This is a genomic window from Azospirillum tabaci (genome assembly GCF_014596085.1).
Classification (GTDB): Bacteria; Pseudomonadota; Alphaproteobacteria; order Azospirillales; family Azospirillaceae; genus Azospirillum; species Azospirillum tabaci.
This window is the reverse complement of record NZ_JACCJY010000017.1, coordinates 119,934-137,679: the sequence shown is the minus strand read 5'-3', so window position 1 is coordinate 137,679 and position 17,746 is coordinate 119,934. Positions and strand designations below refer to the sequence as shown.

Annotated in this window: 17 protein-coding genes; 5 read left to right on the top strand and 12 right to left on the bottom strand. The window is 69.1% G+C overall.

Annotated elements, in window-relative coordinates:
• Position 1: 1 nt before the first annotated feature.
• The 10 genes from modA to H0B54_RS16490 all read right to left on the bottom strand — a co-directional run bounded on the left by modA (position 2) and on the right by H0B54_RS16490 (position 10,736).
• Entirely contained in the window at positions 2–769 is a 768-nt protein-coding gene (gene modA / locus H0B54_RS16535; RefSeq protein WP_188261234.1) for a molybdate ABC transporter substrate-binding protein, read from the bottom strand.
• 282 nt (positions 770–1,051) lie between these two features.
• Positions 1,052–2,557: a tagaturonate reductase gene (locus tag H0B54_RS16530; RefSeq protein WP_188261233.1), complete on the bottom strand. Its 1,506-nt coding sequence runs from the start codon at positions 2,555–2,557 to the stop codon at positions 1,052–1,054.
• 27 nt (positions 2,558–2,584) lie between these two features.
• On the bottom strand, positions 2,585–3,658 hold the full coding sequence (locus H0B54_RS16525) for an aldose epimerase family protein (protein ID WP_188261232.1): 1,074 nt from the start codon (positions 3,656–3,658) through the stop codon (positions 2,585–2,587).
• A 224-nt stretch (positions 3,659–3,882) separates the two neighbouring features.
• A complete protein-coding gene (locus H0B54_RS16520; protein ID WP_188261231.1) occupies positions 3,883–4,683 on the bottom strand; it encodes a MetQ/NlpA family ABC transporter substrate-binding protein in 801 nt (266 codons plus the stop codon).
• 10 nt (positions 4,684–4,693) lie between these two features.
• Entirely contained in the window at positions 4,694–5,362 is a 669-nt protein-coding gene (locus H0B54_RS16515) for a methionine ABC transporter permease (RefSeq protein WP_104675398.1), read from the bottom strand.
• A complete protein-coding gene (locus tag H0B54_RS16510) occupies positions 5,328–6,392 on the bottom strand; it encodes a methionine ABC transporter ATP-binding protein (RefSeq protein WP_188261230.1) in 1,065 nt (354 codons plus the stop codon). Before H0B54_RS16510 ends, H0B54_RS16515 begins: the two co-directional genes overlap by 35 nt.
• A complete protein-coding gene (locus H0B54_RS16505) occupies positions 6,389–8,059 on the bottom strand; it encodes an AMP-binding protein (RefSeq protein ID WP_188261229.1) in 1,671 nt (556 codons plus the stop codon). Before H0B54_RS16505 ends, H0B54_RS16510 begins: the two co-directional genes overlap by 4 nt.
• A 68-nt stretch (positions 8,060–8,127) precedes the next feature.
• A complete protein-coding gene (locus H0B54_RS16500) occupies positions 8,128–8,907 on the bottom strand; it encodes a MetQ/NlpA family ABC transporter substrate-binding protein (protein WP_188261228.1) in 780 nt (259 codons plus the stop codon).
• Between the two features lie 73 nt (positions 8,908–8,980).
• Positions 8,981–9,181, bottom strand: coding sequence for a hypothetical protein (locus H0B54_RS16495; protein WP_188261227.1), 201 nt, complete (start codon positions 9,179–9,181; stop codon positions 8,981–8,983).
• A gap of 412 nt (positions 9,182–9,593) precedes the next feature.
• Entirely contained in the window at positions 9,594–10,736 is a 1,143-nt protein-coding gene (locus tag H0B54_RS16490) for a c-type cytochrome (protein WP_188261226.1), read from the bottom strand.
• Positions 10,737–10,886: 150 nt separating this feature from the next.
• Between H0B54_RS16490 and coxB the strand changes: the two genes are divergently transcribed.
• Genes coxB through H0B54_RS16475 form a run of 3 tightly spaced genes read left to right on the top strand, consistent with a single transcriptional unit; the run spans position 10,887 to position 14,820 of the window.
• Positions 10,887–11,924: a cytochrome c oxidase subunit II gene (coxB, locus tag H0B54_RS16485; RefSeq protein ID WP_188261225.1), complete on the top strand. Its 1,038-nt coding sequence runs from the start codon at positions 10,887–10,889 to the stop codon at positions 11,922–11,924.
• Positions 11,921–14,452: a cytochrome c oxidase subunit I gene (gene ctaD / locus H0B54_RS16480; RefSeq protein WP_188261224.1), complete on the top strand. Its 2,532-nt coding sequence runs from the start codon at positions 11,921–11,923 to the stop codon at positions 14,450–14,452. The genes coxB and ctaD overlap by 4 nt, the downstream gene beginning before the upstream one ends.
• 8 nt (positions 14,453–14,460) lie before the next feature.
• Positions 14,461–14,820: a hypothetical protein gene (locus tag H0B54_RS16475; protein WP_094304178.1), complete on the top strand. Its 360-nt coding sequence runs from the start codon at positions 14,461–14,463 to the stop codon at positions 14,818–14,820.
• Between the two features lie 10 nt (positions 14,821–14,830).
• Here H0B54_RS16475 and H0B54_RS16470 read toward each other — a convergent pair whose 3' ends face one another.
• Entirely contained in the window at positions 14,831–15,694 is an 864-nt protein-coding gene (locus tag H0B54_RS16470; protein WP_188261223.1) for a DUF2189 domain-containing protein, read from the bottom strand.
• Positions 15,695–15,938: 244 nt separating this feature from the next.
• Here H0B54_RS16470 and H0B54_RS16465 point away from each other — a divergent pair, with 244 nt between their 5' ends.
• Positions 15,939–16,232 (top strand): acylphosphatase, encoded by a 294-nt coding sequence (locus tag H0B54_RS16465; RefSeq protein ID WP_188261222.1) that lies wholly within the window; start codon positions 15,939–15,941, stop codon positions 16,230–16,232.
• A gap of 187 nt (positions 16,233–16,419) precedes the next feature.
• Positions 16,420–16,929, top strand: a complete 510-nt coding sequence (locus H0B54_RS16460) for a hypothetical protein (RefSeq protein WP_246472559.1) — start codon at positions 16,420–16,422, stop codon at positions 16,927–16,929.
• A 3-nt stretch (positions 16,930–16,932) separates the two neighbouring features.
• Here H0B54_RS16460 and lipB read toward each other — a convergent pair whose 3' ends face one another.
• Complete coding sequence (gene lipB / locus H0B54_RS16455; protein WP_188261221.1) at positions 16,933–17,658, bottom strand: lipoyl(octanoyl) transferase LipB; 726 nt, start codon at positions 17,656–17,658, stop codon at positions 16,933–16,935.
• Positions 17,659–17,746 lie beyond the last annotated feature (88 nt).

Below are 17,746 nucleotides of genomic sequence, written 5' to 3'. Positions count from 1 at the left end.
GTCACATCTTCGGGGCGGGCGGGAAGCCGAAGCGCTGGAAGGTGGCGAGACCGGCGTCCGAAGCCAGGAAATCCGCGAAGCGCTTGGCGGCGTCCGGCGCGGCGCTGGTCTTCAGCACGGCGACGGGGGCGTATTCGGCCTCGTACCACGCCGGCGGAATGGCGATGACGGAGAGCTTACCGGGATTCTGCGCCGCCTCCGACGCGCCGATGATGGCGGCGTCCACGTTGCCGTCCAGCACATAGAGGGCGAGCTGCTTCACGGTGGCGGCGCGGACGGTGACGTTCCGGCGGATCGCCTCGCCCTGGCCGGACTTGTCCAAAATGCCCTCCGCCGCGCGGCCCAGCGCCATGGCCTGCGGGTCGCCCAGCCCGACGCGGACGCCCGGCTTGGCAAGGTCGGCGATGCTGCGGATCGCCTCGGCTTTTCCCGGCGCCACGGCCAGGACCGGACCGTGCACCACCAGCACCGTCAGGCCGGCGACGGCGTCCAGTTCCTTCAGCTTGTCGGTGTAGAAGGTCGTGCCGGGGATGAACAGGTCGCCGGTCCTCGTCTCGGCGAAGCGGGCGAGCAACTGGCCCGACCCGCCGTATTCGGCCGTCACGGTGATTCCCGTCTCCTTGCGGAAATCCTCGATCAGCGCGTCCACCGGCGGGCGGAGGCCGGCGCCGACATAGGCGTGGAGGTCCTGGGCCGCCGCCGGGGCGGTCTGGGCGGCGGTCTGGAGGGCCAGCAGCCCAAAGGCGAGGGCGAGGGCTTTCAAACGCATGGACATGGTCCCTTCGGTTCGTTGCGGAATGGTGACTCGCCCGACGCTGTATCGGTTCGGATACTGCGATGGCTGGGCGCTGTCAACAGGCCGTTGTACGCGAAGGTATATAGCGGTTGTGAGGCTGAGTTCTTTCCCTCTCCCGCCCCGGGAGAGGGTGCCCGCGAAGCGGGCGGGTGAGGGGCGTCCGAGGATCGGCAATCCATCCTTGGCGGCACCCTCATCCTCCCGCCGCTGTCGCGGCGGGTTCCTCCCTCTCCCGGGGCGGGAGAGGGCTGGGACTCAGCTCACCAGCGCTTCCAAAGCGCCGCGCATGCCGCGCTCCTCGATCACCGCCAGATGGGCGGCGGTGCGGTGGGCCAGACCGGGGATGCGGGTCAGGTCCTCCCCCCACAGGGCGGCGTTGGGCAGCACCGCGTCCACCAGAGCCGCCGGGGCGTCGCCATGCGCCGCCCAGGCGCCGGACAGCGCCGTCAGCACCGCCGCGTCGTCGCGGATCGGGTAGGGGCCGGTGTCCCGGCTGCCGGTGCAGGCGCCGTCCGCCGTCCGCGTGCCCTTGTAGAAGCGCAGCAGGGCGGCCAGCGAGAAGGACAGGCCGTCCGGCGCTTCGCCATGGGCGGCGGCGTAGTCCTTCAGGCTGGGCAGGACGCGCACCTGCCACTTCGACACCGAGTTCAGCGAAATGGCGATCAGCTCGTGCCGGATGTAGGGGTTGCCGAAGCGCTCCATGATGGTGCGGGCGTAATCCTGGCGCTCGGCGTCCGGCAGGGGCACGAAGGGCACGATCTCCCCGAACATCACCGTGTTCAGGTAGGCGGACAGGGTGGCGTCGTCCATCATGCCCTTCACCGTGTCCACCCCCGCCACGAAGGCGGCGAGCGCGCTGGCGGTGTGGGCGCCGTTCAGGATGCGCACCTTGCGCGTGCGGTAGGGCTGCAGGTCGTCGGTCCAGACCACGTTCAGCCCGGCCTTGTGCAGCGGGAACTCCTCGGCCAGGGCCGCCGGGCCTTCGATGACCCAGACGTGGAAGGGCTCGCCGGCCACGGCCAGCGGGTCCTCATAGCCCCATTTGGCGGCCAGAGCGGCGGCCTCGTCGCGCGGATAGCCGGGGACGATGCGGTCGACCAGCGTGTTCAGGAAGTGGTTGTGCGCCTCGACCCAGGCGGCGAAGCCGGACTCCAGGCCCCAGCGTTTGGCGTGGGCCAGGACGATCCGCTTCAGCTTGGCCCCGTTGGCCTCGATCAGTTCGCAGGGCAGCAGGACGAGGCCGCTGTCCGGCGTGCCGCCCAGCGCGGTGAAGCGGGCGTGCAGCAGCGCCGCGACCTTGGCCGGGAAGCTCTGTTGGCAGGTGCCGGGGGTGTAGGGCTCCGCCACGTCGGCAATGCCGGCCTCCGTCGTGTTGGACACCAGGAAGCGCAGCGCCGGAGCGGTGGCGAGGGCCAGCATGCGGTCCCACTCCGCGTGGGGGTTCAGCGCGTCGGACACGCAGCTGACCACCCGGCGGGATTCGACCTCCTTGCCCTGCTCGATGCCGCGCAGCAGGACGGTGTAGAGCCCCTCCTGCGCGTTCAGCAGGCCGGCGACGCCCTGGTCCAGCGGCTGGGCGACGGCGACGCCAGCGCTCATCAGCCCGGCGCCGTTGGCGACGTCCACCATCCAATCGACGAAGCCGCGCAGGAAGTTGCCGTCGCCGATCTGAAGGACGGTGACGGGCAGCCGCGGGGCGCCCGCCGTGTGCGCCACATCGAAGGCGCCGGCGGCGAGCGATTCACGGGAAAGATGAGGCATGACGGAAGGTCCTTTGGGAATCGGAGTTCAGGCGACGCCGAAGCGGTAGACGATGCGGCCCGCATACCACTGGCCGGGGGCCAGCGTGGTGGAGGGGAAGGACGGGATGTTGACGGCGTTGGGGAAGTGCGACGGCTCCAGGCAGAAGGCGCTGTGCCGGGTGTAGAGCGTGCCGCCCTTGCCGAGGTCGCGCGGCGTCTGGCCGTCGAGGAAATTGCCGGTGTAGACCTGCAGGCCGGGTTCCGTGGAGAGGACCTCCAGCATGCGCCCGCTGCCCGGATGGACCACGCGGGCGTGCAGCCCCAGCGCATCCTCCGGCTTGTCCACCGCGTAATGCAGGTCGTAGCCCTTGCCGAGCGCCAGCATCGGGTGGTCGGCGCCGATTCGCGCGCCGAAGGCGGCGGGGCTGCGGAAATCGAGGGGCGTGCCGGTCACGTCCACCAGCTCCCCGGTGGGGACGGCGGTGGCGTCGAGCGCCAGATAGCGACCGCCGTTGACCGTCGCCACATGGTCGAGGATGCAGGACCCGGCGTCGCCCGACAGGTTGAAGAAGGTGTGGTCGGTGAAGTTCGCCACGGTCGCCCTGTCCGCCGCCACGGCGGTCCAGGCGATGGTCAGGGCGTTGTCCTCGTCCAGCGCATAGACCAGCCGGACGGGCAGGGTGCCGGGAAAGCCCTCCTCTCCGTCCTGGAAGACGTAGGTCAGCTCCAGGCTCGTCTCGTCCAGTTGCCGGGCGGCGAAGGTGCGGAAGCGCGAGCCGCGCTGGCCGCCGTGCAGCGTGTTGGGCGGCGCGTTGACGGCGGTGCGGTGCTCCACTCCGTCCAGCGTGAAGCGTCCGCCGCCGATGCGCCCGCAATAGCGCCCGATGAAGGAGCCCATGGAGGGCTGGCCGGCCATCGTTTGCTCCAGCGTCTCGTAGCCCTGCACCACGTCGCCGAGGGCGCCGTCGCGGTCGGGTGCCAGGATCTGGACGATCTTGCAGCCGTAATTGGTGATGCGGACGGCCATGCCCCGGCTGTTTCGCAGGGTGAACAGGTCGGTCGGCGTGCCGTCGATGGTGGCGCGGAAATCCTCGCGCAGGAGGTCGGCATAAGGCGTCATGGCGTGGGTGCCCCTTGGACCGGAGGATGCCGGAAGGATATCGGATATATTAATATATCAGTTTTCCAGGCGAAAGGGCAATCCGGGGCCATGGCCAAGGCGGGCGTTTTTGCCGCAGGCGGAGTGCCTGTGCCCGATGGGGAAACCCAGAACGGAAGAGGCCCGGCCCGTCGACCGGGCCGGGCCTCTTCCAAGACGCAGGAAGGGACTGTCCTATCCGGCGGTTACCAAGCCGGGACCACCGCGCCCTTGAAGCGGTCGAGGATGAACTGCTTCACCTCGTCGCTCTGGTACACCTTGACCAGCGTGGCGACCCACGGCTTGCCCTGGTCGGCCTTGCGGACGGCGATGACGTTGGCGTAGGGGCTCTCGCTGGCCTCGCGGGCGATGGCGTCCTTGTTCGGGTCCAGGCCGGATTCCATGGCGAAGTTGGTGTTGATGACCGCCACGGTCACGTCGTCCAGCGAGCGCGGGAGCTGGGCGGCGTCCAGCTCCAGGATCTGCAGCTTCTTCGGGTTGTCGGAGATGTCGAGCGGCGAGGCCTTCAGGCCGGCGCTTTCCTTCACCTTGATCAGCCCCTTGGCCTGGAGCAGCAGCAGGGCGCGGCCGCCATTGGTCGGGTCGTTGGGGATGGAGATCTTGGCACCGTCGGGCAGCTCGTCCAGGCTCTTCACCTTCTTCGAGTAGACGCCCATCGGGAAGATCACCGTCTTGGCGACGCTGACCAGCTCGTAGCCGCGGTCCTTCACCTGGTTGTCCAGGTAGGGCTGGTGCTGGAAGGAGTTGGCGTTCAGGTCGCCCTGAGCCAGCGCCTGGTTCGGGATGACGTAGTCGGAGAACTCCAGAACCGTCAGGTCGAGGCCTTCCTTGGCGGCCAGTGGCTTCACCTTCTCCAGGATCTGGCCGTGCGGGCCGGGGGTGACGCCGATCTTCAGGGCTTCGGCCGACGCGCCGACGGCGGTCGCCAGGGTCGCGATGCCGGCCACCAGACCAAAGGCCGCGCCGAGCACACGGGTACGGAACATCTCCAACTCCTCAGGACTTCAGGTTGCGTTTGTTGACGCGGCGGGCGATCCAGTCGCCCGTCGATTGAACGATCTGCACCAGCACGATCAGCACGATCACCACCGCCAGCATGACCTCCGGCAGGAAGCGCTGGTAGCCGTAGCGGATGCCGAGGTCGCCCAGGCCCCCGCCGCCGACCGCACCGACCATGGCCGAATAGCCGATCAGGCTGACCACCGACAGCGTCAGGCCCAGCGCGATGGCGGGCATCGCCTCCGGCAGCAGGACCTTGCGGATGATCTGGAAGGGCGTGGCGCCCATGGACTGCGCCGCCTCGATCAGGCCGCGGTCGACCTCGCGCACGGCGCCCTCGACGATGCGGGCGATGAAGGGCACGGCGGCGACCGTCAGCGGCACGATGGCCGCCGCGGTGCCGATGGAGGTGCCGGCGATCAGGCGGGTGAAGGGGATGATCGCCACCACCAGGATGATGAAGGGGGTGGAGCGCGTCATGTTCACCAGCACGCCGGCGACCCGGTTGAAGGCGAGGTTCTGCAGCAGCTCCCCCCGGCCGGTGACGGCCAGGAGCACGCCCAGCGGAAGGCCCAGCGCCGTGCCCAGAAGGCCCGACACCGCCACCATGTAGAGCGTGTCGAGAAGCGCCTTAAACAGCAGCGCGTAGATTTCCGGGGACAGCATGACCGAGCACCTCGACACCGAGCTTGTTGACGTTCAGGAGGCTGATGGCCGCCTCGATGGACTGCGGATTGCCGATGGCCTCCACCACCAGCGTTCCGAAGGGCGCGCCCTGGATCTCGTCGATCTGGCCGTGCCAGATGTTCAGGTCCAGGTTCAGCTTGCGGCTGATCGCGCTGATCACCGGGGAGGTCGCGCGTTCCCCCGTGAAGGTGATGCGCAGCACCATGTTCGACCCCGGAACCGGCGTCGCCGACAGGCGGGCGCGCAAGGAGTCCGGGATGCCGCGGTTGATGACCGGATCGACGAAGGTCTTCGTCGTCTCGTGCTTGGGGTGCGCGAAGATGTCGAAGACCGGCCCCTGCTCGATGATCCGCCCGTTCTCCATCACCGCCACCTTGTGGCAGATTTCCTTGATGACGGCGATCTCGTGGGTGATGAGGACGATGGTCAGCCCCAGCCGCTTGTTGATGTCGGCCAGCAGATGGAGGATCTGGGTCGTCGTTTCCGGATCGAGGGCGGAGGTCGCCTCGTCCGACAGCAGCACCTTGGGCTTGCTGGCCAGCGCGCGGGCGATGCCGACGCGCTGCTTCTGCCCGCCCGACAGCTCCGCCGGGTAGCGGTCGCGCTTGTCGGTGAGGCCGACGAGGTCGAGCAGCGGCTCCACCGTCGCGCGGATCTGCGCCTTCGCCACCCCAGCCAGCTCCAGCGGCAGGGCGACGTTGTCGAACACCGTGCGCGAGGACAGCAGGTTGAAGTGCTGGAAGATCATGCCGATGCTGTGCCGTGCCGCGCGCAGCTCGCGCGATGACAGGGCGGTGACGTCCACCCCGTCGACCAGCACGCGGCCCGATGTCGGCTTCTCCAGCAGGTTCACGGTGCGCAGCAGCGTGGATTTGCCGGCGCCCGAACGCCCGATGATTCCGTAGATCTCGCCGCGCCCGATGGTCAAATCGATGTCGGCGAGCGCCTGGACCGGCTGGCCGGTGCCGCGGGACGGGTAGGTTTTCTGAAGCTGTTCGAAGGTTATCATACGCTCTTGGCCTCCCGACGTGCGCCCAGATCGCGGGCCGCGTCGCGCAGGACGGTCTTCTGGATTTTGCCGGTCGATGTCTTCGGCAGATCGCTGAACACAACGGTGCGCGGCACCTTGTAGTGCGCAATGCGGTCCCGGCACCATTGAATTATGTCGGACTCAGAGGGGCGCGCCGCGCCGGGCTTCACCGTCACGAAGGCGCAGGGGCTCTCGCCCCAACGGTCGTCGGGGCGGGCGACCACGGCGGCCTCCAGAACGGCGGGATGCCGGTACAACGCTTCCTCCACCTCCAGGGACGAGATGTTCTCGCCGCCGGATATGATGATGTCCTTGCTGCGGTCTTTCACCTCGATATAGCCGTCGGGGTGCAGCACGCCCAGATCCCCGGTGCGGAACCAGCCGTCCTTCAGCGCCTCCTTGGTCGCCGCGGGGTTCTTCAGATAGCCCTTCATCACCGTGTTGCCGCGCAGCGCGATCTCGCCGATGGTCTGGGCGTCGGCGGGCACCGGCCTGCCGGTTTCGCGGTCGAGCACGGTGGCGTCCTCCACCGCGACGTGGTTCACCCCCTGCCGCGCGAATTGCAGGGCCAGCCCGTCGGCGTCGAGATCCTCCCAGCCGTCCTGGGGCGCGCAGACGGTGGCCGGACCGTAGCATTCCGTCAGCCCGTACATGTGCACCACCTCGAAGCCCAGCGCCGCCATGCCGGCCAGGACGGCCGACGGTGGGGCGGCGCCGCCGGTGCCCACGATCACCCGGCGGGGGGCGGCCCGTCGCACCGCTGCCGGGGCGTGGATCAGCATGTTCAGCACGATCGGCGCACCGCACAGATGGGTGACGCCCAGTTCGGCGATGGCGTCGAAGATCGCCGCCGGCTCCACCCGGCGCAGGCAGACGTGGGTGCCGCCCGCGGCGGTGACCGCCCAGCTGTAGGTCCAGCCGTTGCAATGGAACATCGGCAGCGTCCACAGGAAGACGCTCTCGGGCCGGACGTTCAGGGTGAAGGCGTTGCCCAGCGCGTTCAGATAGGCGCCGCGGTGGTGGTAGACGACGCCCTTGGGGTTGCCGGTGGTGCCGCTCGTGTAGTTCAGCGCGATGGCCTGCCACTCGTCGTCCGGCCCGCGCCAGGGGGCCGGGTCGGCGGCGGCGAGGAAGTCCTCATACTCCACGGCACCCAGCGATGGCGCGTCGGGAACCTGATCGTCGGCGATCTCCACCAGCGTGATGGGGCGTTCGGTCCGGGCGAGCGCGGCCTTGGCGACCGGCGACAGCTCGCGGTCCACGATCAGCAGCTTCGTCTCGCTGTGGTCCAGGATGAAGGCGATGGCCGCGGCGTCCAGCCGCGTGTTCAGCGCGTTCAGGACCGCGCCGGCCAGCGGCACCGCGTAATGGGACTCCAGCAGCGCCGGGACGTTGGGCGCCAGCACCGACACCGTGTCGCCGCGTCCCACCCCGGCCCGGAGCAGCGCTCCGGCGAAGCGCCGCACCCGGTCGAGGAACTGCGCGTAGGTGATGGTCCGGTGGCCGTGGCGGATGGCCGGCTTGTCCGGATAGACCTTCGCCGCGCGTTTCAGGAAGCTGAGCGGGCTGAGCGGGACGTGGTTCGCGGGGTCGGGGGCGAGGCCGCGGTCGAAGATCGAGGCGGTGCGGCTGAACGGGCCGGTCATGACGGAGCTTCCTGAAAAGAAAGGCCCCTCTCCCCTTCAGGCGGGGAGAGGGGATGGGCAGAGGGCAATCACCAGGTCGGGATGATGGTGCCGTTGAAGCGCGTGTTGATGAAGTCGCGCACCTCGGCGGAGCGGTACAGCTCGATGAAGCGCTTGATCGCCGGGTCCTCGGCACGGTCCTTGCGGACGGCCCAGACGAGGTGCCATTTCGACTGGTCGTCCTCCAGAACCAGGGCGGTCTTCGGGCTCAACCCGGCCAGGACCGCGTAGTTCAGCGTGATGACCGAGGCGTCCACGTCGTCCAACGAGCGGGGAAGCTGGGCGGCGTCCAGCTCCACCAGCTTGATCTTCTTCGGGTTGGACGCGATGTCGGCGATGCTGGTGTTCAGGCCCGCCCCGTCCTTCAGCCCGATCACCCCCGCCTTGGCCAGAAGGAACAGCGCGCGGGCCCCGTTGGTCGGGTCGTTGGGGATGGAGACGCTGGCTCCCTCCTTCAGGTCGGCCAGCGACTGCACCTTCTTCGCGTAGATGCCCATGGGCACCACGATGCTCTTGGCGACCGGCACGATGTCGTAGCCGCGCTGCTTGATCTGGTTGTCCAGGAAGGGCTGGTGCTGGAAGTTGTTGGCGTCGATGTCGCCGGACTGGAGGGCTGCGTTGGGCATGTTCCAGTCGGTGAACTCGATCACCTCCGCCTTCAGGCCCTCCTTGGCGGCGATCTTCGCCGTGTATTCCAGGATCTCGCCATAGGGGCCGGCGGACACGCCGAGCTTGAGGGCCGCGGCGCCGGCGCCGCTGGAGACGGTGAGCAGGGCGGCGGTGACAATGGACGTCAGAAAGGCTTTCACGGAACGGGTCCTCTATGCGCGGTGTGGAATGGCTTTGTCGAGCGACGGGGGCATGTGAAATGCGGGTGCGGGATCAGCGCCGCCGCACGCCGGAGCGCCGGGCTGCCAGTTGATGGGCGGCGCGCTCGGCCTGTCCGACGTTGCGGAAGGTCTGGCGGTCGAGGTCCTTGAAGGACCAGTCGGACACGAAGAAGGTGAAGCCGCCCTGGCCGGCGACGACGATGCCGGCAGACCGGCCCTGGACCTCGATGGCGTAGGCGTTGGAGGTGCTCATGACGTGTTCTCCCTCGGCCCGCGGCGCTGCGGCGCGCGGGTTTCATGCGGATCGGATGCTGGGCTGGACGGCTTGGCGCGCTGAGGTCAGCGGCGACACGAGGCGTTGCGCATTCGGCAACACAGGCCCGTCACGGTGCCGGTCCGATCGGCTGGGGAGGGGAGGGTCATCATGGTCATTCCGGTCACTCCTTCCAGAGTTCCACGACCGGTATCGTGGCGCTTTAGCGTTTGGTGACGCGGCGCAAGCTGGCGATCAAATTGCCGCGGGGCGCCCCCCTTGGGCGTCCGGGTTTTTATCTACAATGATGGTGGGCATTCGGTCAAGGCGGAAAGTGAATTGAATCTGTGAAAATGCACATACAGTCATTATGACTTGTTAAATGTCCTCCAGGGCCATGCCCGGGCGGAGCTCAGCGCCGCCCCTCCTCGCTCGCCGTCTCCCGCGGACGGCTCTGCGCGTAATGCAGCGCCAGGGCGCGGATCTGCTCCTCCGTCAGGTTGCGCACCGCGGCGCCCATGATCCTGGACAACGGCGTGTCGCCGTGCGCATCCCTCTGCCAGAGGCGGAGCTGGTCGGCGATGTAGCTCGCGTGCTGGCCATCGAGGCGGGGGTAGCGCGGGTCGCGGTCCTCGCCGTGGCAGCCGGAACAGGCCGGCACCCCGGTGTCGCGGTCGCCGGAGTCGGCCAGCCGGGCGCCCAGCTCCAGCAGGGCCGGATCGGCGTCGGCGGGCGGGGGCGGGTAGGGCGCCGTCGTCTGCCCCGCATAGTGGTCGGCCAGACGGCGCAGGATCGAATCGTCCAGCCCGGCAGCCACCGGCTGCATGATGCCGCTGTGTCGCCCGCCCTCGGCGTAGGCCTTCAGCGCGTGGAAGAGATACTCGGCGTTCTGGCCGGACAGGCGGGGGAAGGCGGCGGTGCTGTCCGCGGGGCCGCCCCCGGCGCCGTCATAGCCGTGGCAGCGGGCGCAGTTGTCCAGCACTTCGCGGGCGGAATCGTCCAGCATCTGCAGATCGGCCAGCGTCGATCGGTCGCCGTCCGGCGGCGTCCCCCCGAAGGCGAGGCGGCGGTACTCCTCGGCGCTCATGCCGTCCAGCCGGCGCAGGAAGGCGGCCACGGCCCACGGCTCGTCATCGCGCGCCTGCGCCGGCCAGGCGGGCATGCCGGCGTATTTGATGCCGTTGTAGGTGATCCAGTAGAGCTGCTTGTCCGTCCAGTCCCCGGCATGGCCCGGCAGGAAGGGCGGGGTGGGCAGCATGTGGCGCGAGATCGGGTTGCGCCCGGCATCCGGCGCGCCGTGGCAGGGGGCGCAGCCGTCCTCGTAATGGCCGGCGCCGCGCCGGATCAGCGCCGGGTCGTCCAGGTCGGGCGGATCGCTCACGAAGGCGGCGTGCGTCTCGATGGAGCTGCGCATCGCCATGCTGAAGAACCAGTGGACCGGCGGCCAGTGCTCCTTGCTGGCGGCGATGCTGTAGAGCCCCGACCAGGCGAACAGGAAGCCCCCCACCGCTTGGGCGCCCAGAACCAGCCCGATGATCGTCAGAACTCTGCGCATGGATGGGACGCTCCGGCGGTTGTGAGTGATCTCCCCCGAATGAATGCTCACCCGATGACCGGAGTTCCGGCGGAACCTGTGGCGATGCCGTGAGTTTAGCCGTGCAACGACGCCGCCCGCTGCCGCGGGCCAACGCCGCGAGGGGGGTGCATGGACCGCAGGTCTGGCCGCAGCGAAGGACGCAGACGGGATTGGCGGGGGGCGGCCCTGGCCGGCGGACTGGGGCTCCTGGCGGCCTGCGAGCGGGGTCCGCAATCCGCGCTCCACCCCGCCGGGCGCAACGCGGAGGCGATCCTCGACCTGACGCTGATCCTGGTCGCCGGGGGCGGAGTCATCTTTCTTTTCGTCATGGCGCTGGCGGGGTACGCCGTCATCGCCCGGCCGGAACGCTTTCCCGGAAGCCGCGCCTGGATCATCGGCGGCGGCGTCGTCTTTCCCATCGTCACGCTGACCGCGCTTCAGGTCTACGAGTTCGCCGTGGCCCGGCAGCTGTCGGACACCGGCGGGGTGGAGCCGCTGCGCGTCGAGGTCACCGGCTATATGTGGTGGTGGGAGGTCCGCTATCCCGACGTGAGGGTGGGGGGCGCCGGGGAGGGCGGGGAGGTCTTGCGCACCGCCAATCGCCTCGTCATCCCGGCCGGGCGGCCGGTGGAGGTGGTGGTGACCGCCGCGGACGTGATCCACAGCTTCTGGGTGCCCAGCCTGGGCGGCAAGATGGACATGATCCCCGGCCACGAGAACCGGCTGATCCTGGTCGGGGAGCGGCCCGGCACCTACCGCGGCCAGTGCGCCGAGTACTGCGGCGCCCAGCACGCGCTGATGGCCTTCGACGTGGTGGTGGAGCCGCCCGACCGCTTCGAGGAATGGCTGGCCGCCGAGAGCCGCCCCGCCGCCGAACCCAACGGGCCGCAGCAAGCCGCCGGGCGCGACGCCTTCCTGCGCGCCGGCTGCGGGTCCTGCCACACGGTGCGCGGGACGCCGGCCAACGGGGCGGCGGGGCCGGACCTGACCCATGTCGGCGGGCGCGGCGCGCTGGCCGCCGGGACGCTGCCCAACACGCCGGAGGCCCTGGCCGGCTGGATCGCCGGGGCGCAGCACATCAAGCCGGAGAACCGCATGCCGTCCTTCCCGATCCTGGGCGGCGACGATCTGCACGCCATCGCCGTTTGGCTGGAGAGCCTGAAATGACCCCACCACTCGACGATGCCGCCCTGCCCAACCGCCTGCCGCGCCCGAAGGAAGAGCTGGAGACGCTGAACCGGGCCTGGAAGCCGACCTCCGGTCTCGGTCTGCTGAAGGAGGTGAACAACAACATCATCGGCGTGATGTACATCGGCACGGCGCTGCTGTTCTTCGTCATCTCGGGCACGCTGGCGCTCGTCATGCGGACGCAGCTCGCCGTGCCGGAGAACGACGTGCTGGGGCACAGCCTCTACAATCAGTTCTTCACCGTGCACGGCACGGGCATGATGTTCCTGTTCGCCGTGCCCATCGTCGAGGCCATCGGCGTCTTCCTGCTGCCGTCCATGCTGGCGGCGCGCGACCTGCCCTTTCCGCGGCTGTCGGCCTTCGCCTTCTGGGCCTATCTGTTCGGCGGGCTGGCCTTCTTCTGCTCGCTGATCTTCGAGGTGGCGCCGGACGGCGGCTGGTTCATGTACCCGCCGCTGACCAGCATGAAGTTCTCGCCCGGCATCAACGCCGATTTCTGGCTGCTGGGGATCGGCTTCATCGAGATCTCGGCCATCGCCGGGGCCATCGAGATCATCGTCGGCATCCTGCGCACCCGCCCGCCCGGCATGACGCTGGACAAGATCCCGGTCTATTGCTGGTCGATGCTGGTCATGGCGGGGATGATCGTCTTCGCCTTCCCGGCGGTGATCATCGCGACCGCGCTGCTGGAGATCGAGCGCGCCTTCGACTGGCCCTTCTTCATCGCGGAGCGGGGGGGCGACCCGCTGCTCTGGCAGCACCTGTTCTGGTTCTTCGGCCATCCGGAGGTCTACATCATCTTCCTGCCGGCGGCGGGGCTGGTGTCGATGATGGTGCCGACGCTGGCGCAGCGGCCGCTGGTCGGCCACGACTGGGTGGTGGTGGCGCTGGTCGGCACGGGCTTCTTCAGCTTCGGCCTGTGGGTGCACCACATGTTCGCCACCGGCATCCCGCCGCTGAGCCTCAGCTTCTTCTCCGCCGCCAGCATGGCCGTGTCGGTACCCGCCGGAATCCAGGTCTTCGCCTGGATCGCCACGCTGGGCAAGGGGCGGCTGCAATGGACGGTGGCGACGTGGTTCCTGCTGGGCTTCCTGTTCATCTTCGTGGCCGGCGGCCTGACCGGCGTGATGGTGGCGGTCATTCCCTTCGACTGGCAGGCGCATGACAGCTACTTCGTGGTGGCGCACCTGCATTACGTGCTGATCGGCGGCATGGTCTTCCCGGTCTTCGCCGGGCTGTATCACTGGTGGCCGACGCTGAAGGGCACCATGCTGTCGGAGCGTCTGGGGCGCTGGGCCTTCTGGATGATGTTCATCGGCTTCAACGTCGCCTTCTTCCCCATGCATGTCAGCGGGCTGATGGGCATGCCGCGGCGGGTCTACACCTACCCGGGGGATCTCGGCTGGAACGTCCTGAACATGATCTCGACCGTCGGGGCCTTCGTGATGGCCTTCGGCGTCCTGCTGGTGCTGATCGACATGGCGCGCGACGCCTTCGGCCGGGGGCGTCCGGCGGCTGAGAATCCGTGGAAGGCGGGGACGCTGGAGTGGATTCCGAACGACAACTACGCGACGCGCAGCATCCCGCACGTCCGCTCGCTCTACCCGCTGTGGGACAACCCGAACCTGTCGCGCGAGGTGCAGGAGGGCGCCCACTACCTGCCCGGCGCGCCGACCCGCCGGCGCGAGACCATCGTGACCAGCCCGATCGAGGCCAAGCCCCAGTATCTGATGCCGATGCCCGGCCCGCACTGGAGCCATTTCCTGGCCGGGCTGTTCACCGCCGCCCACTTCATCTGTTTGGCGGTGCAGCTCTACTGGGTGTCGCTGGTGCCGGGGGTGCTGGCCATCGCGTCGGTCTTCTGGTGGGTGTGGGGCCTGGACAAGGGGGCCGACCATCCGCCGCAGGACGTCGGCGGCGGGTGGCGCGTGCCGGTCTATCTTCAGGGATCGGAGAATCACTCCTGGTGGGGGACGGCGGTCCTGCTGCTGGTGGACGGGACGGCCTTCGCCTGCCTGTGCTTCACCTACGTCTTTCTGTGGACGGTCAGCCCGGACGTCTGGCCGACGGGCACCGACGCCCTGCCGGGGCTCGGGTGGCTGTTCGGCGAGGCGGGGCTCTGGATCGTGGCGGCGGGGGCGATGCTGCTGGCGAGCCGCGCCGTGGCCCATAACCGCTCCTGGACGATGCGGGGCGCCCTGCTTGTTGGTCTCCTGCTGATGATGGCCGCCGCGGCGGCCGAGCCCTACAACCACATCGGCAGCGGCCTCGTGGCGTCGGAGAGCGCCTATGGCGCCATCGTCTACATGCTGGCCTCCTGGCAGGTCTTCCACGTCGTGATCCTGCTGCTGATGACCGGCTACGCGTTGGCGCGCTCCTTCGCCGGGCTGCTGCACGCGCAGCGCCGGGTCACCTTCGACAACGTGATGCTGGTGTGGCTCTACACCTGCGGGCAGGGGGTGGTGTCGCTCCTGCTGGTGTATCTGTTCCCGCGTCTGGCCGTGTGAGGCGTGCCATGGAGAAAACGGCGTTCACCGCGACCTTCACCGGGATGATGTCGGCCTTCCTGATCTGGGCGGTCCATTTCGCGGCGGTCTACGGCATCAACGGCCTGATCTGCGCCCGTGCATGGGACGGGGTGGAGTTGTACGGCCACCCCGTCGCGGTGGTTCTGATCCTCGGCGCCACGGGAGTCGCCCTGCTGCTGGCCGCGGGTGTCCTGGCGGCAGCGCTGTGGGGCGCCGCTCCGGGCCGGCGGACCAGCGAGGACCCGCGGCGCTTCATCCGCCTGTTCACCGGGCTCGCCGCCGCGGGATCGCTGGTCGCCATCCTCTGGAACGGGCTTCCTGCCCTGCAGGTACCGGCCTGCGGCTAACCCGGCTGTCTCATTCCGGGATCAGGCGTCGGTAGAGATGCCATGTGGCGTGGCCGAGCACCGGCATGACGATCACCAGCCCGACGAAGGCGGGCAACGAGCCGAGCAGCAGCCCGCCCGCCACGATCAGGCCCCAGAGCGCCATGGGCTCCGGATTCCTCAGCGTGGCACGGACGGAGGTGCGGATGGCCGTCGCCACGCCGACCCGGCGGTCCATGAGGAGCGGGAAGCTGACCACGCTGATCGCCAGCGCCAGAACGGCGAACAGGAAGCCAACACCCATTCCCAGCACAATCATCGCCCAGCCAGCGCGGGTGGTGAACAGCGCCTGGACGAAGGCGCTCCAGCCCTCCGGCGCCAGTGGGGCAAGGGTCGCCATGTAGATGAGCTGCGCCGCCACGAGCCACAGCAGGAACACCGCCGTGAGGATCGCCCCCATCGCCAGGATCGCCCCGAAGGCCGGGGAGCGGGCCACGCCGAAGGCATCCACCCAGGACACGGGGTCGCCCCGCTCGCGCCGGCGGCTCATCTCATAGAGGCCGACCGCGGCGAAGGGGCCGATCAGCACGAAACCGGAGGCCAGCGGGAACAGCAGGTGCAGCGCGTTCTCGTCGAACACCACCTCGGCCAGCAGCAGCCCGACCAGCGGGTAGATCAGGGCGATGAAGAGGACGTCGGTGCGGCAGGCCATGAAATCATGGAGCCCTTTCCTCAGCGCGTCGCGCAGGTCGTCGCTGCGGATGCGCCGCACGGTCGGCTCCAGCGCCGCCCGTTCCTGCGCCGGCGGGGCGATGGCGTGGCCCGCTTCGGCCAAGCCATGGGACCAGGATTTGAAATGGGCCGCTCCCCATTCCGCAGGGTTTCGGATGGTCATGTCCGTTCCTCCCGAACCGTTCGTTCAGGGTGCGCGAGCCCGCCCGTGCCCGGTCGCGGCCTTCGCTGTCGCGGCCCGACGGTCACAGGAGTTCCCGCGCCCCGCCATGCAAGGATGATACGCCGACGAATGGTCGGCGGGATTGTTCATTGGGGGAGGGGAGGGCGCAGGGCGACGCCGGGTTTTCCGGAACCGGCGCTTGTCCTATTGTTCTGACCGTATGGAGACGACACCGGGGATGGGAATGGCGGAAAAGGAAGACCGCAAGGCCGTGCTGGCCCGCATTCATGGCAAGGTGCAGGGCGTGTGGTACCGTGGCTGGACGGTGGACACGGCGAACCGGCTGGGGCTGGACGGCTGGGTGCGCAACCGCGGCGACGGCACGGTGGAGGCGCTGTTCGCCGGCCCGGCGGACGCCGTGGACCGTATGCTGGAGGCCTGCCGCCGCGGCCCCTCCGCCGCCATCGTCAGCGACATCGCCGTCGAACCGACCCGCGATCCCGGCCCGGGCGTGTTCGAGCAGCGCTCGACGCAGTGACGCGGGTGGGATGGCCGGGCGCGATGGTTAGCGTTCTGTTAGCCATGCGGGGGCTAGGCTGACCGGTGTGGATGAGGGGCGGATCGCCTTGCCCCCACCCCGGCCCTCCCCCGCTTCGCAGGGGAGGGAGGATGGTCCCCTCCCCTGCGAAGCGGGGGAGGGTTAGGGAGGGGGCACTCGGGTCGGGATGAGCGGCAAAAGGCCAAAATCAGCGCTCCGGCTCCTGCGCGGCACGCTTCTGTCGCTCGGCTTGCTGACGACAGGAGCCGCCTGGGCCAAGGGACCGCTCGACCGGACGGAGCCGGGGCACCTGTCGCCGGTGCCGCCCGGCGGCTACGACCTGCCGCTGGCGCCGCCGGTGGTCCAGTACCCCTTGCCGCCGCAATGGGTGACCATCCGCTCCACCCAGGACTGGCGGCACGCCGGCACCTTCGAAAAAGAGCTGAGCAAGGCCTGCGCCTCCCGCCAGTTCCGCGAGCAGATGCCCATGCGCTACCGCGCCATCTTCAAGGGCGAGGTTCTGGGCGTCGCCTTCGGTCACGGCCTGAACCTGCACGACCCGAAGAAGCAGGCGAACCGCAAGCTGATCTACCTGTTCCGCAACGGCGACAGCACCGGCTGCACCATCGTGTCGATCACCAACGAGGATCTGCGCGTCCTCAACGACGCGCAGCCCGCCGGGTCACCAAAGCGGTAGCCGTCATTCCCCGTCCGGGCCGCCGCCGAAGACCTCCGCGAAGCTGGCGATCAGGGCGGCGTCCACATCCTCCATGGCGACGAGATGGCCGAGTGCCACGATGGAGGTCACCCCATGCTCGCTGATGCCGCAGGGGACGATGCCGGCGAAGTGGGACAGGTCCGGCTCGACGTTCAGGGCAACGCCGTGGAAGCTGACCCAGCGGCGCACCCGCACGCCGATGGCGGCGATCTTGTCCTCCTGGTCGGGGGCGCCGCCGTAGGGCTGCTTGTCCACCCAGATGCCGACGCGGCCCTCCCGCCGCTCGCCGCGGATGTTGAAGGCGGCCAGCGTGCGGATCAGCCATTCCTCCAGGTCGTGGACGAAGGCGCGGATGTCGGCGCCGCGCGTCTTCAGGTCGAGCATCACATAGGCCACGCGCTGCCCCGGCCCGTGATAGGTGAACTGCCCGCCGCGCCCGGCCTGATAGACGGGGAAGCGGCCCGGCTCCAGCAGGTCCTCCTCCCGCGCGCTGGTGCCGGCGGTGTAGAGGGGCGGATGCTCCAGCAGCCAGACCAGCTCCGGCGCGGTGCCGGCGCGGATGGCCTCGACGCGCGCTTCCATCTCGGCCAGCGCGTCGGGGTAGGGGACGGGCGTGTCGCTGATGCGCCATTCCACAGCCCGGGCAGGGGTGGGAACGGCGGGAGCGGCATCGGCGGACGGCGGAATGGGGGCTGTGAGGTCGGTCATGCCGACGTTATGAACTTTCTTTGGCAAAAACGCGAGACGCCGCTTGATCGGGCGTTGGGGATCTGCTATTCCCCCGCTCCACCCGATG

What these genes read in the sequence shown, in the direction of transcription:
- modA (WP_188261234.1), bottom strand. Translation starts at nt 769, where the DNA reads ATGCGTTTGAAAGCCCTCGCCCTCGCCTTTGGGCTGCTGGCCCTCCAG.
- H0B54_RS16530 (WP_188261233.1), bottom strand. Translation starts at nt 2,557, where the DNA reads ATGCCTCATCTTTCCCGTGAATCGCTCGCCGCCGGCGCCTTCGATGTG.
- H0B54_RS16525 (WP_188261232.1), bottom strand. Translation starts at nt 3,658, where the DNA reads ATGACGCCTTATGCCGACCTCCTGCGCGAGGATTTCCGCGCCACCATC.
- H0B54_RS16520 (WP_188261231.1), bottom strand. Translation starts at nt 4,683, where the DNA reads ATGTTCCGTACCCGTGTGCTCGGCGCGGCCTTTGGTCTGGTGGCCGGC.
- H0B54_RS16515 (WP_104675398.1), bottom strand. Translation starts at nt 5,362, where the DNA reads ATGCTGTCCCCGGAAATCTACGCGCTGCTGTTTAAGGCGCTTCTCGAC.
- H0B54_RS16510 (WP_188261230.1), bottom strand. Translation starts at nt 6,392, where the DNA reads ATGATAACCTTCGAACAGCTTCAGAAAACCTACCCGTCCCGCGGCACC.
- H0B54_RS16505 (WP_188261229.1), bottom strand. Translation starts at nt 8,059, where the DNA reads ATGACCGGCCCGTTCAGCCGCACCGCCTCGATCTTCGACCGCGGCCTC.
- H0B54_RS16495 (WP_188261227.1), bottom strand. Translation starts at nt 9,181, where the DNA reads ATGAGCACCTCCAACGCCTACGCCATCGAGGTCCAGGGCCGGTCTGCC.
- H0B54_RS16490 (WP_188261226.1), bottom strand. Translation starts at nt 10,736, where the DNA reads ATGCGCAGAGTTCTGACGATCATCGGGCTGGTTCTGGGCGCCCAAGCG.
- coxB (WP_188261225.1), top strand. Translation starts at nt 10,887, where the DNA reads ATGGACCGCAGGTCTGGCCGCAGCGAAGGACGCAGACGGGATTGGCGG.
- ctaD (WP_188261224.1), top strand. Translation starts at nt 11,921, where the DNA reads ATGACCCCACCACTCGACGATGCCGCCCTGCCCAACCGCCTGCCGCGC.
- H0B54_RS16475 (WP_094304178.1), top strand. Translation starts at nt 14,461, where the DNA reads ATGGAGAAAACGGCGTTCACCGCGACCTTCACCGGGATGATGTCGGCC.
- H0B54_RS16470 (WP_188261223.1), bottom strand. Translation starts at nt 15,694, where the DNA reads ATGACCATCCGAAACCCTGCGGAATGGGGAGCGGCCCATTTCAAATCC.
- H0B54_RS16465 (WP_188261222.1), top strand. Translation starts at nt 15,939, where the DNA reads ATGGCGGAAAAGGAAGACCGCAAGGCCGTGCTGGCCCGCATTCATGGC.
- H0B54_RS16460 (WP_246472559.1), top strand. Translation starts at nt 16,420, where the DNA reads ATGAGCGGCAAAAGGCCAAAATCAGCGCTCCGGCTCCTGCGCGGCACG.
- lipB (WP_188261221.1), bottom strand. Translation starts at nt 17,658, where the DNA reads ATGACCGACCTCACAGCCCCCATTCCGCCGTCCGCCGATGCCGCTCCC.